This is a genomic window from Caulobacter sp. UC70_42, from assembly GCF_044056025.1.
In the GTDB taxonomy this organism is placed as follows: Bacteria; Pseudomonadota; Alphaproteobacteria; order Caulobacterales; family Caulobacteraceae; genus Caulobacter.
The window spans coordinates 2,826,565-2,838,794 of sequence record NZ_CP171994.1; the positions used below are offsets into that span (position 1 = coordinate 2,826,565).

The window sequence follows — 12,230 nt, forward strand, 5'->3', positions numbered from 1 at the left end:
GCCGGCGCATGAGAGCGCCGGCCGTTTTTTTTAGGGAGCGGCCGCGTGGTCGATGCTGAAGGTTCGCGCCATGCGCCATTGGCCGTCGGCGCCCAGTTTCCACAGGATCGAGAACCGCGCCTTGCCGGCCAGCCGCTCGGGGCCATCGCCCTTACGTTCGTAGAAGACGTGCGCCCCTTCCTCGACCGCGCCGAAGCCTGGAATGGCGTAGACTTTCAAGGTTCCTGCTACCAGTTCGCGGCGCGATCGCCAGGCGTCCGGGGCGCGCTTTGCCGCGCAGCTCGTGGCGTAATCGGCGATGAAGGCGTCGTGGCCCATCAGCCCGCCCTTGTCGTGGTAGAACTCCATGTCATCCGTGACCAAGGCCGTCAGGGCGGCGGGGTCGCACCCGTTGAACATCAGGCCGAACAGGGCGGCGTCCCGGGCTGCGATCGCTTCGGTCAGCGCCGGCTGCGCGGGGACCTGGGCGGCTGGCGGCGACAAGGCGAAGGCGGCGAGCAGGGCAAGCAAGGGCATGGGCGTCTCCGGTCGTGACTGGCTTGCCAGCTAAACCGGATGGCCGGACTTAGGCCAGTGTCCGCTGGAAGCGCCGCACGACCTCAGCACCGTTTGCGTTCAGGCAGACCTGCCGCGCCGGGCCATGTTCGGACCAGGTGGTCTGCCCCAGACGGTCGCCGTCCAGGGTCACCGACACCGGCGCGGACCGGACCTCGAACAGTTCAGGGTCGGTCAGGCGGATCAGGGCCGCGACGTCGTGCAGCACGCAGCCCTCCAGACCCTCGTGGCGGGCATAGGTCGCCGCGTAGCCTCGCGTGAGGTCGTGGACGAAGCGGCCCGTATCGCCAGTCTCGGCCATGGCGCGCGCGGTGGCGTCGGTCAGCACGCAGGGCAGGGTCGCGTCCAACGGCGCCAGGGTGATGGCCCATGGGGCGGCGAGAACCTCGGCGGCGGCCTCGGGATCGTTGTGGATGTTGGCCTCGGCGAAGGGGGTGACGTTGCCGCGCGCGAAAGCGCCCCCCATGATCACGACCTCGGCGACGAGGCTGGCGATGTCGGGCGCGGCGCGAAGGGCCAGGGCCAGGTTGGTCAGCGGGCCGATGCCGACGATCGTCACCTGGCCGGGAAGGGCGCGGACGAGGTCGACGATCCTCTCGTGGGCCACGCCGGGATCGGCCGCCGGCAGGACCGGGCCGGAGAGGTCGATGTCGCCCAGGCCGTTCTCGCCGTGGACATGGACGGGGGGGCGGCCGCGAGGTCGGTTCAAGGGCTTTGCCGCGCCCTTGTGGACCGGCGCTTCGAGGCCCAGGCGCTGGCGCAGCCACAAGGCGTTGCGGGTCGTGGTCTCGATATCCGCGTTGCCGAACACGGTTGTGATCGCCAGCAAGCGCAGGTCAGGCCTTTCCCGCTGGCTTCTGGCGCGCAGATAGAGCAGGGCCAGGGCGTCGTCGACGCCTGGATCGGTGTCGAGGATCACCAGCCTCGGCGCGGTGGTCATCCGTAGACCGCGCGGCAGACGGCCTCGCACTTGGCGAGATCGAAGGCCCCGTCGGTGCGAACGCCTGACTCCATGTCGATCCAGTAGAGCGCGCCGTCGGGTGCGGCGATGCGGGCCAGGATGTCCGTGACCGTGTCGGGCCCGATGCCGCCGGAATAGCCGCAGAACGGTCCGTCGGTCGGCGACGGCGCGGGCCAACGATCAGGCCGCGCGCCCGTGCCGAACGAGACGTCGTACAGCCAGTCGACGCCGGTCTGGTTCAGCGGAAAGGCGCCCGAGCATTGCAGCACGGTCCGGACGCCCAGGCGGCGGCCGTAGTCACGGGCGGCGGCGACCTGGGTCGGGGTGCTGCCCTTGAAGCTGTGATTGACCTGCACCCGCTGGACGCCGGCCGGGGCCAGTGGAGCGTTCAAGGGATCAGTCGCGATCGCCTTGGCCGCCTCGCCGCACACATGGGCCGCCCAGCGCAGGTCGCGCGCGGCCAGCAGGGTGTTGCGGATCTCGGCGCGCGGAAAGAGCGCGGTGTCCTCCTGGGCCGGATCGACCAGCACACCCCACTCGATCGGATAGCGGGCCGACAGCGCCCTCGCGCCCGGCAGCAGCTCGAACTCGGTCGACGCCGGTGAACGCGATGAAACTGGGCGGCTGCATGGGGTGATCCGAGACAAGAATGTCCTTGCAAACTAGCAAGTGAAACGTTTCAGTCAAGTCGCTGAAACGAGAGGCGCGAGATGGTGCGGGTGGCGGTCGCGGGGTTCGCGACGATCGACTATGTGGTCCGGGTCGAGGGCGACTTCACCGGCCGGGGCACGCGGCGAATGCGCGAAGCGGCCTGGCCGCGCGCCGGCGGGGCCGCCCTGTACGCGAGCGCGGCGCTTGTCGAGGCGGGCGTGGCCGCCGCGCCCTTGACCTGGATCGGCGACGACGCCGACGGCGCGACCTATCGCGCGGTCTGCGGGGCGCTGGACGGCGTCGCGATCACGCCCGGCGCGCCGTCGACGCGGTGCCTGCTGATCTACAACGCCGATGGAAGCTATGGCTGTCTGCTGCGGCCGGGGCCCGCCGAACTGACCGAGGCCCAGCTGCGCCTCGCCGCCGCCGCCGAGTGGCTGGTGATCGCCGCCGAGCCGCCGGCGGTCACCGCGCGCCTGCTCGAGATTGAAGGCCCGCGTCTGGCCTGGATCGCCAAGGACGACCCGGCCTGCTTCCCGCCCGAGCTCGTGGCGCGGCTCACGGCGCGGGCCGAGGTCGTGTTCTGCAACACAGGCGAACGCGCTTGGCTGGAGGCCGGCCGGACCGGTCCCGCGCCCGCGGGCCAGATCCTGTTCGAGACACGCGGGGCGGACGGCGTCCGCGTCGAGGCCGGCGAGGTCTTCGACCTGCCGGTCGCGCCGCTGTCCGTCGACGACGCGACAGGCGCCGGCGACACCTTCGCCGGCGCGGCGCTGGCGGTTTTGATTGGAGGCGGCTCGCCGCGCGCGGCGGCCGAAGCTGGAATCGCGGCGGCGGAGGCGTTGCTGTCTAGCCGCTGATCAGCCCCATGATCGTCGCCGTCAGGCAGGTGGTCAGGAAGGCCGCCGCCAGGGCCTTGAAGCCCAGCTCGACGACCTCGCCGACCTTCTCGGGAGCCATGGACGAGAGGCTGCCGATCAGGATCGCCACGCTGCCGACATTGCCGAAGCTGCCCAGGGCGTAGGTCAGGATCAGCAGGCTCTTGTCGCTCAGCGCGCCAGGCGGCAGGGCCATCATGTCGCTGTAGGCCACCACCTCGTTGGCGGCGACCTTGGTGCCGAGGATCGCGCCCACGGCCTGCAGGTCAGGCAGCGGCGCGCCGGTCAGCCAGACGATCGGCGTCAGCAGCCAGCCCAGGATTCCGCCGAGCGTCAGGGGCGCTCCGGCGTGCGGGAAGGCGGCCAGGCCCATGTTGATGAGCGCGATCAGGCCGACGAAGACGATCAGCAGGCCGGCGATGTTCAGCACCATCTTGACCGCGTCCAGCGTGCCGAAGGTCAGGGCTTCCAAGCTGCTGCGATAGGGGCTGGTCAGGACGATCGGTTCGCTCGTCGCGCTGGCTTCGCCGGGAATGATCAATCTCGCCATGCCGATCGCCATCGGGGTGCTGATCAGCGAGGCGATCAGCAGGTGGCTGAAGGCGTTGGGCACCTTGGCCGCGATCAGCGAGCCCAGCACGATCATCATCGAGCCGCCGATCACCGACAGGCCGTCGACCATGATGATGAACAGTTCGGCGCGGGTGAGGCGCGGCAGGAACGGCTTCACCAGCAGCGGCGCCTCGACCATGCCGAGGAACACGCAGGCCGAGGTCGAGAACTCCGACGGGGCCGCTGACTCCGAACAGCTTGCCGAACGCCCAGGCCGCCGCGCGGACGATGACGATCAGCACCTTCCAGTGCCACAGCAGCGCCGACAGCGCCCCGACCAGCAGGATGGCCGGCAGGGCCTGGAAGGCGAAGATGAAGGCGGCGCTGGGGTCGGCCATGCTGAACGGCGCCCGGCCGCCGCCCAGATAGCCGAACATGAAGCTGGATCCCGCCCGTGAGGCCGCCTGCAGCGCGTCCACTCCATGGGTGGCGGCGGCGAAGCCGGCGGTGATGGCCGGGACCTTAGTCAGCAGCAGGGCCAGCATCACCTGGCAGGTCAGGCCCATCAGCACCGGCCGCCAGGGCAGGGCGCGCTTGTTCTCCGACAGCAGCCAGCCGAGCCCCAGGAAAGCCACGACGCCCAGCAGCGCCCGCGCGGTTTCGTTGTCCGGCATGTCCCCTCCGTCGGCGATGGCGCAACTCTATAGAGTGAAACGTTTCAATGAAATAGCGGCCGATTGACGGCATTGGCAACGGATCGGCTTCGCCGGGCTATCATCCGAGCTTGGCCGATCTGCCTGAAAAATCCCAGGAATTGCAAAGTGAGCGAGCAAATCGAGCCAGTGTCGAATGGCGGTCCTCTGTGATGAAGTTGTCATTGAATTCGAATATGAAACGTTTCACTAAATCGTACCGACACCGCCGAGGGCGGGTCGCCTGAAGGGGGCTTGAACATGAAGACGTCCATCTGGCTGGCTTCGAGCGCGCTGTGTCTGGTCATCGCCGCGCCCGCGATGGCTCAGCAACAGACCGCGCCCGAGACCGTCGACGAGGTGGTGGTCACCGCCGAACGCTTCGGCTCGGGCCTGGCCCGCGCCACGTTCACGATCGGCGCCGAGGACATCCAGGAGCGCCCGCTCGGCGCCGAGATCACCCAGGCCCTGGTCAAGGTTCCGGGCGTGCAGGTCTCGACCGGCGACAGCCGGGGCGGCAGCTTCTCGTTCGAGATCTATATGCGCGGCCTGTCCGACGAGCAGGTCGGCCTGACCCTGGACGGCATTCCCACGGGCGACAGCCGGTTCAACGGCGGCTCGCCGCCGCAGCGCTTCATCGAGAGCAGCAACATCGGCCGGATCACCGTCTCGCAGAGCGCTGGCGACATCGGCGCGCCGTCGCGTTTCGCCCTGGGGGGCTTCATCGACTTCGTCACCGACGCCCCGCGCAAGGACTTCGGCGGCACGATCGAGGCTGGCCTTGGCTCGTTCGACTTCCGCCGCATCTATGGCCGCATCGACAGCGGCGAGGTCGCGCCGGGTCTGTCGGGCTACTTCACCTACTCCCACCAGGAGAACGACGTCTGGGCCGGCCGCGCCAGCCGGGGTTCGGAGCGCGATCACTACGAACTGAAGGTGGTGAAGGACTTCGACAACGGCTCTTTCCTGAAGGCCCGCGTCTCGTACAACGACCAGACCGACAACGACTTCAACATCGTCACCAAGGGCGAGTTCGAGGCCGCGCCGCGCAGTGACCGGGCGCTGGACGCCATCACCGGCATACCGGCCAAGGACATCGACTTCGGCGGCGCCCTGGGCGGCTGGCGCAAGGACTGGCTGGCCTACGCCAACAGCCACGTCGTGCTGAGCGATGCGATCAGCCTGGACGTCAATCCGTACTACCAGAACCTCAAGGGCGAATCCTTCCGCTACCAGGACCGCCAGCGCGTCCTGACAGGCGGCGATCCGCGCGCGGTGACGGGCTACAACGCCAATGGCGGGGCGGTGCGGCCGACCCTGACCACGATCCGCAACAGCAACCTCGTCGGCGGTCCGGCCGACATGCGGGTGACCCCCCGTGATCGCGATCGCTACGGCGTGACCGGCGAGCTGAAGGCCAGGCTCGGCGCTCACGCCCTGCGCTTCGGCGGCTGGTGGGAAGGCGGCGACTCCACGGAGAAGCGCAACTTCTATCCGATCATCAACTCGGCCCAGAGCATCGCCTATGACCAGGGCAAGCTGAACTATGTCGAGTACGAGCGCAGCGCTTCGGTCGAGACGACCATGCTCTACGCCCAGGACGAGCTCCGGGCGTTCGACGACCGGCTGAAGGTCGACCTCGGCGTCACCTGGTACAACGTCAAGTACGACGCCAAGTCGCCGCTGGAGTACAAGGCCAACGTCAAGTTCTCGCAGCACTCGGACCTCAATCCGAAGCTCGGCGCGACCTACCAGTTGGCCGACGCCTGGGAGCTGTTCGGCGGCTACGCCAAGAACTTCGCCGGCATCCCGGAAGACGCCTTCCTGGGCTCCACGGCGGTGATCAATCCCAAGGACCTGACCCCGGTCTCGACCGAGAATGTCGACCTGGGCCTGCGCTATGTGAAGCCGAACATGGCCTTCTCGATCCAGGCCTATGACGTCGATCTGAAGAACAATGTCGGCATCGTGCCGCGCGATCCGACCGCGACCCTGGACCCGCAGGAGGTCGTGCGCGGCAACGTCGCGACCAAGGCCGTCAATATCGCCGGGATCAAGACCAAGGGCGTCGAGCTGACCGGCTACTATGACTTCGGCGTCGTCGATCTCTACGGCTCGTACTCGCACCAGGACGCCAAGCACGACAATCCTGCCGTCGGCAGCGCGGCCCGCGCCGCCCTGGCCGCCGTCGCGGTGATCGGCGGGGCCGGCGTGCGCGACATCCCAAAGGACAGCGTCTACGGCCAGGTCGGCTGGAAGCCTCTGGCCGGACTGAAGATCGACGCCAGTGTCCGCTATGTGGGCGAACGGGTAGGCGGCCACATCGTCGCCCCGACCACCTTCCAGGAAGTGGGCGTCGAGATGCTGGACGCCTATACCCTGGTCGGGCTGACGGCGACCTACGACCTGAAACGTCAGGGCGTTCCGGACCTGCGCTTCCAGTTCAACGTCGATAACCTGTTCGACGAGAAGTACATCGGCGCGGTCAGCGGCTCGACGGCCACCCAGCCGGAGTTCGGCTATTCGGCCGCGAACCCGAACAATCGCACCCTCGATCGCTACTTCGTCGGCGCGCCGCGCACCTACACCCTCTCGGTGAGGGCGCGGTTTTAGGGTGAGGTTCGGGAGCGTCTTCTCCCCTTGTTAGGCGCTTCCGGAAGGGGCGGGTCGTCAGATCCGCCCCGATCCTCGACCCATTTCTTGACGCTGCCCATGAAAGGTTTCACGTCCTGGCTATATCCCGACGGAATCCCCGCATGGCCAAGAGCGAAGACCCACCCAAATCCGCCCTGGGGCGGCGGGCGACCCTCAAGGAGGTCGCCAAGGCCGCCGGCGTGTCCCTGGCCAGCGCCTCCTACGCCATCAATGGCGCGGGTTCGGTGGGCGAAGCGACGCGCGAACATATCCTGAAGGTGGCCGCCGAGCTGGGCTATCGGCCGAACCAGAGCGCCAAGGCCATGAAGACCGGCAAGACCGGAGCCATCGGCCTGATCCTGCCCGACCTGACCAACCCCTTCTTCCCCAGCCTGGCCCAGGTGGTGATCCAGGCCGCGCGGGCTCACGGCTACAGCGTCTTCCTGACCGACACCGAAGGCTCGGCCGAGGCCGAGGAGCGGGCCGTGAACCTGATGATCGACCACGGGGTCGACGGGGTGATCTGGTTCCCGATCGCCGACGACGGTCCGGTCGGCAAGCTGATCGAGGGCGTGCCCACAGTGGTGCTGGACCGCAACCTGCCGGGTTACGACGTCATCCAGGCCGACTATGCCGACGGCGGGCGGCTGGCGGCCGAGCACCTGCTGGCGGCGGGCCACGTGAACATCGGGGTGATCTCCGGCCCCCACGCCGCTTCCAGCGCCCGCCAACGAGCCGAGGCGGCGATCAGCACGGTGCGCGAGCGCGGCAATCTGGTCTGGCATGTCCACAACGCCTATTCGCTGGACCTGGAGCCCGAGGTGACGAAGGCGCTGGAGAGCCGCACGGCCACGGCGGTGATCACGGGGGCCGACCTGATCGCCATCGGGGCCATGCGCCACATCCGGAGCATGGGCCTTGTCGTGCCGGACGACGTCTCGGTCGTGGGCTTCGACGACATCCCCTGGGCTCAGTTGCACACGCCGGCCCTGACCACGATCGACATGCCGGTCGAGGACATGGCCGCCGCCGCCGTCGAGGCCCTGATCCGCCGGATGAGCGCCCGGGGCGAGCCGCGCCGGCGGGTGGTGTTCAATGTCGAGCTGATCTCGCGCGACAGCGTGCGCTTCCTGGCGTGAGCGCGCTGCTCGGCCTCGCCCTGGCGCTGAAGCTGCTGGCGAGCTTTGAAGTCCCTCAGGGCCTGGCCGTCGACGGCGCGCCGTTCGGCGGAATCTCCGGCCTCGACTATGACCGGTGCACCGGCGAGTGGCTGATGATCTCCGACGATCGCTCGGACAAGGCCCCGGCGAGGGTCTTCGTCGGACGGCTGGACGCCAGGGGGCTGACCGTCACGCGCCAGGTTCCGCTGCGCCGCGAGGACGGCTCGACCTTCCCATCGACCGCCAGCCCGACCGGCGAACGCGTCGACGCCGAGACGCTGCGGATCGATCCGCGGGGGCGGTGATTTGCTCTGGACGACCGAGGGGGACGCCGCCCGCGGTTTTGATCCAGCCGTGCGCTGGGTGGATCGGCAGGGCGCCGCTAAGGGGGCGGTCCCGACGCCATTTCGCTTCAGCCACGGCGCGCGGCCGAACCTGACCTTCGAGGGGTTGAGCTTTTCGCCCGAGGGTCGGTGGCTTTGGCTGTCGATGGAGGCGCCCCTAGCCCAGGACGGTCCGGTCAGCAGCGTCGCGGAGGGCGGGCTGACGCGCCTCACCCGTCTGGACCGCCAGGGCAAGGTCGCCGCCCAGTACGCCTACCGTCTCGACCCGATCCAGGCCGCCCCCGTCCGGCGTGGCGACAACGGGATCAGCGAGATTCTGGCCCTTGACGATCACCGCCTGCTGGTGCTGGAGCGCTCCGGCGTCGAGGGCGCGGCCGGGCGCTTCGCCTATCACTGCCGGCTCTACGTCGTGGACGTGCGTGGGGCCCCGGACGTGGCCGGTCGCGAGCGGCTGGACGATTCCGTCCGCCCGCTGAGGAAGAAGCTGCTGCTCAATTTCGATCGCCTCGCGAACGTTCCGACCAGTAATCTCGAGGCCATGGCCTTCGGACCCTCGCGCGACGGCCGCCGGACCCTGGTGCTGATGTCCGACGACAATTTCGATCCCGCCGCGCCGACCCATGTCCTGATGTTCAGTCTGGGCGTCGCGCGCTGAACGGACTAACGCCCCCGGCTTGGCGGGGCGCCGCTGGGTTTCCCGGAAACCTCGCACGGATCCCGGCCAGAAACCCGGCCAGCCTTCCGTGCTGGCCATAGGCCTGTCGCGACGGGACGGTGAGCTCGATCCGCGCGCCGCCGTCGTTCTCGACCTTCAGCGCGCCGTTCAGGCGCCGGGCGCGCTCGCGCATGCCGACGACGCCGTAGTGGCCGGCCTGCTGAGCGCGGTCCAGCCGGCCGGCTGGGATGCCGACGCCATCATCCCGCACCACCATGCGGAAGGCGGACGGCTCGAAGGCGAGCTCCACGGTGACCAGGCCGCCGCCCGAGTGGCGCATCGCGTTGCGGATGGCCTCGGAGCCGATCTGGGTGACCTCGTCCAGCACCGAGGGCGTCAGCTGGCGGGTCTCGCCCAGCGTGGTCACCCGCAGCTCCGGCTTGGCCATCGCGCCGGCGAAGTCGGCGGCGACGCCGAGGCGTTGGGCCAGGTCCTCGCTCGAGCGCGCAGTGCGCAGATCCATGATCCGCTCGCGGCTCTCGACCACCACCTGCTCGGCGCGGTCGATGGCTTCGGCGACCTGGCCGCGCGAGGCGTCGTCGGGCAGGGTTTTGGTCAGGTTGTGGAACTTCAGGACCAGGGCCTGGACGTTCTGCAGCAGGGTGTCGTGCAACTCGCGGGCGATGCGCTCGCGCTCGGCCATCCGGTCCTCGTACTGCTGGGCCACGCGGCGGGCGGTGAGGCGATGGCGCAGGTAGAAGGCCCCGCCCCCTAACAGGGCCAGGCCCAGGATCAGGAGGCCCAGGAAGGTCCTGGACTGGACGAAGGTCGGCGGAATGACGAACGCCAGTGTCGCGCCGGTGCGGTTCCAGACCCCGTCGTTATTGGCCGCGATGACCGAGAACCGATACTGGCCGGGAGGCAGGCGCGTGTAGAAGGCCTGATGTCGCGCGCCCGGATCGACCCAGTCGGCGTCGACGCCCCACAGGCGATAGCGCACCCGCACCCGGTCGGGCGCCACCAGGCTGGGGGCGGCGAAATCGATCCGCAGGTCGCGGATGTCGCTCATCAGCCGCATGTCCTGCCGGACGGGGAGCGGCATGGTGTTGGCCGTGACGCCGGTGATGGTCACCGTCGGCGGTACGGGGTTGTGCGACAGGTCGGCCGGGTCCAGCCAGGCCACCGCGCGGTTGGTCAGCAGCCAGACGCGGTGGGCGCCGTCCGCCGCCACCGTGCCGTGGCAACAGTGTTGCTGCGGCGCGCCGGGCAGACCGTCGCGATAGTCGAAGCGCTTCTGCTCAAGCGGCGCGTCGGCGTCGGCGAACGCTCTGTCCAGCGACTCGGCGGAGATCCGCGAGACGCCGCGGATCATTCCCAGCCAGACGCCGCCCAGGCCGTCCGAGGCCAAGCCCGAGACGAGACTGAGCGCCGGGTGGCGGTCGACGGTCAGGGACACGAAGCGATCGCCCGTCAGTCGCGCGATCCCGCGCTCGCCGCCGGCCAGGACCACGCCCTGACGGTCGATGGCGAGCGTTTTCAGTTCGCCGATCACCAGGCCGTCCTGGTCCGTGAACCGTCGCACGCCGCCGCCGCGGATCGCATAGAGGTTGAAGCCGGGTTCGGCCGCCCAGATCTTTCCGTCGGGGCTGGCCACCAGGATTCGCGGATGGAAGTCCTTGGGCAGATGGGCGGTGACCGGCCGCCAGTCCTGGCCATCCTGGCGGAAGAGGCCTGCGCCGCCGATCGAGATCCAGAGACCGCCCCGAGCGTCCTGCGCGCAGGCCAGGACGACGCGATGCTGGGCCGCGGCGGGCAGGGGGACCGGGACGACGCGCGGGCCGTCGACCCGCGAGAGACCTTTGTCGGCGGCCATCCAGACCTCGCCGTCCTTGCCGGCGCAAAGCTCGTTGGAACGACCGAGGCCACGATGCAGCGCCTGGGCCCGACCGGCGTCGTCGACCCGGTACAGCGTGTCCGCGTCGGTCAGATAGAGCGCGCCGCTCGGCGTCACCGCGGCGCGGTAGCCCTCGCGCGTGCTGGACGGGATCGAGCGCTCGGTGACAATGTCGGCGGCGCTGAAACGGTCCAGACCCAGCAGGCTGCCAACCCAGATATTGCGCTCGCGATCCTGGAACAGGGCGGCGGTCAGGTCGGCGGTCAGGCCTTGGGCGGCGCCGAAGGTCTGGTCGACATCGGCTTTCGAGAGAACGCGCCCGGTCGGGACGCGTTCAGGATGGAGGATGCGATAGACGCCCTTGCCATCCTCCAACGCGCCCCAAAGAGCGCCCGTACTGTCGAGAATCACTCGTCGCGAGACCAGCCGGTTCGGTCTGGCGGGGGGCGTTCGCGTCGGCGCGACGCGGTCGAACAGGCGCGCAGGATCCAGCGCCCGCAGTCCCAGGGCCTGGTCTGCGAACCACAGGCGCCCGTCGGGCGCCTCGGCCAGGGCCCAGGACCCCTCGACGGGTTCGTTGGTCTCGCGGACCGCCAGAGAGACGGGATCGATGCGCAGCAGGGCGTATTGCGTCGCGACCCAGACGCCGCCGTCGCGGGCGACCAGCATATTGAAGGCGCGTCCATAAGCCGGATCCCACGGGATCGGCGTCCAGCGACCGTCGCGGAACACGGTCACCCCGCCGAACGCGGCGATCCAGATCGCGCCGTCGCGGCCTTCGACCACCTGCTTCACCGTCCCGGCCGGAGGACCCTTGGCGTAGTTGGTGATCCTGCCGTCGCGGATGACCGAGGCGCCGCCGGCGTGATAGCCGACCCATACCTCGCCCGCGCGGGTGACCAGCATCGCCGTCACGATCTCGCTGGGCAGGGGGCGGACGCCGTCCGACTGGAACTGGCTAAAGCGCACGCCGTCGAAGCGGTAAAGGCCCGCCCCGGTTCCCAGCCACAGGTCGCCCTGCGGCGCCTGGCCGATCACCCAGATGTTCGGCGGCGCGCCGGTCTCCTGTCGCCAGGCTGTGTGCAGAAGTCGCGGGAGCTGTTGTTGGGGCTCGTCGGCGCGCGCCAAGGATCCACAAATCAAGGCGAGGGCCAGGGGCAGAGCGCGTAGGAAAACCCGTCCCCAGGGCATCGCCGATCGCTTTCAGTCCAGACGTGAGCCCTCGCCAAGTCCGGCGCGCGGGCGCATTGTTAG

At 69.3% G+C, this 12,230-nt stretch carries 11 protein-coding genes and 1 pseudogene; 6 read left to right on the forward strand and 6 right to left on the reverse strand.

The window, feature by feature from the left end; genetic code table 11:
- Nucleotides 1-30: 30 nt before the first annotated feature.
- The 3 genes from ACHMW8_RS14135 to ACHMW8_RS14145 are packed head-to-tail and all read right to left on the reverse strand — an operon-like array spanning nt 31 to nt 2,163.
- A complete protein-coding gene (locus tag ACHMW8_RS14135) occupies nt 31-516 on the reverse strand; it encodes a nuclear transport factor 2 family protein (protein ID WP_395442882.1) in 486 nt (161 codons plus the stop codon).
- 49 nt (nt 517-565) lie between these two features.
- Nucleotides 566-1,495 (reverse strand): nucleoside hydrolase, encoded by a 930-nt coding sequence (locus ACHMW8_RS14140; protein ID WP_395442883.1) that lies wholly within the window; start codon nt 1,493-1,495, stop codon nt 566-568.
- Nucleotides 1,492-2,163 (reverse strand): phosphoribosylanthranilate isomerase, encoded by a 672-nt coding sequence (locus ACHMW8_RS14145; RefSeq protein ID WP_395442884.1) that lies wholly within the window; start codon nt 2,161-2,163, stop codon nt 1,492-1,494. Before ACHMW8_RS14145 ends, ACHMW8_RS14140 begins: the two co-directional genes overlap by 4 nt.
- 63 nt (nt 2,164-2,226) lie before the next feature.
- Here ACHMW8_RS14145 and ACHMW8_RS14150 point away from each other — a divergent pair, with 63 nt between their 5' ends.
- A complete protein-coding gene (locus tag ACHMW8_RS14150; RefSeq protein ID WP_395442885.1) occupies nt 2,227-3,027 on the forward strand; it encodes a carbohydrate kinase family protein in 801 nt (266 codons plus the stop codon).
- Here ACHMW8_RS14150 and ACHMW8_RS14155 read toward each other — a convergent pair.
- Nucleotides 3,017-3,808 carry a nucleoside transporter C-terminal domain-containing protein gene (locus ACHMW8_RS14155; protein WP_395442886.1) on the reverse strand — a complete coding sequence of 264 codons (792 nt, stop codon included), beginning with the start codon at nt 3,806-3,808 and terminating at the stop codon, nt 3,017-3,019. The two genes, ACHMW8_RS14150 and ACHMW8_RS14155, sit on opposite strands and share 11 nt — an antisense overlap.
- A gap of 77 nt (nt 3,809-3,885) precedes the next feature.
- Here ACHMW8_RS14155 and ACHMW8_RS14160 point away from each other — a divergent pair, with 77 nt between their 5' ends.
- The gene (locus ACHMW8_RS14160; protein ID WP_395442887.1) at nt 3,886-4,026 is read left to right on the forward strand and encodes a hypothetical protein; all 141 of its coding nucleotides are present in this window, start codon (nt 3,886-3,888) and stop codon (nt 4,024-4,026) included.
- Between the two features lie 53 nt (nt 4,027-4,079).
- Here the strand turns inward: ACHMW8_RS14160 and ACHMW8_RS14165 are convergent.
- Nucleotides 4,080-4,271: pseudogene (locus tag ACHMW8_RS14165) on the reverse strand (Na+ dependent nucleoside transporter N-terminal domain-containing protein); the annotation flags it as partial.
- A 279-nt stretch (nt 4,272-4,550) separates the two neighbouring features.
- On the opposite strand from ACHMW8_RS14165, the gene ACHMW8_RS14170 reads away from it, so the two are divergent.
- From ACHMW8_RS14170 to ACHMW8_RS14185, 4 genes are all read left to right on the forward strand, one after another.
- Nucleotides 4,551-6,902 carry a TonB-dependent receptor gene (locus tag ACHMW8_RS14170; RefSeq protein WP_395442888.1) on the forward strand — a complete coding sequence of 784 codons (2,352 nt, stop codon included), beginning with the start codon at nt 4,551-4,553 and terminating at the stop codon, nt 6,900-6,902.
- Nucleotides 6,903-7,045: 143 nt separating this feature from the next.
- Nucleotides 7,046-8,062 (forward strand): LacI family DNA-binding transcriptional regulator, encoded by a 1,017-nt coding sequence (locus tag ACHMW8_RS14175; protein ID WP_395442889.1) that lies wholly within the window; start codon nt 7,046-7,048, stop codon nt 8,060-8,062.
- Nucleotides 8,059-8,388, forward strand: a complete 330-nt coding sequence (locus ACHMW8_RS14180; RefSeq protein ID WP_395442890.1) for an esterase-like activity of phytase family protein — start codon at nt 8,059-8,061, stop codon at nt 8,386-8,388. The genes ACHMW8_RS14175 and ACHMW8_RS14180 overlap by 4 nt, the downstream gene beginning before the upstream one ends.
- A gap of 49 nt (nt 8,389-8,437) precedes the next feature.
- Nucleotides 8,438-9,082: an esterase-like activity of phytase family protein gene (locus ACHMW8_RS14185; protein ID WP_395442891.1), complete on the forward strand. Its 645-nt coding sequence runs from the start codon at nt 8,438-8,440 to the stop codon at nt 9,080-9,082.
- Here ACHMW8_RS14185 and ACHMW8_RS14190 read toward each other — a convergent pair.
- Entirely contained in the window at nt 9,060-12,104 is a 3,045-nt protein-coding gene (locus ACHMW8_RS14190) for a triple tyrosine motif-containing protein (RefSeq protein ID WP_395442892.1), read from the reverse strand. The two genes, ACHMW8_RS14185 and ACHMW8_RS14190, sit on opposite strands and share 23 nt — an antisense overlap.
- Between the last annotated feature and the right edge of the window lie 126 nt (nt 12,105-12,230).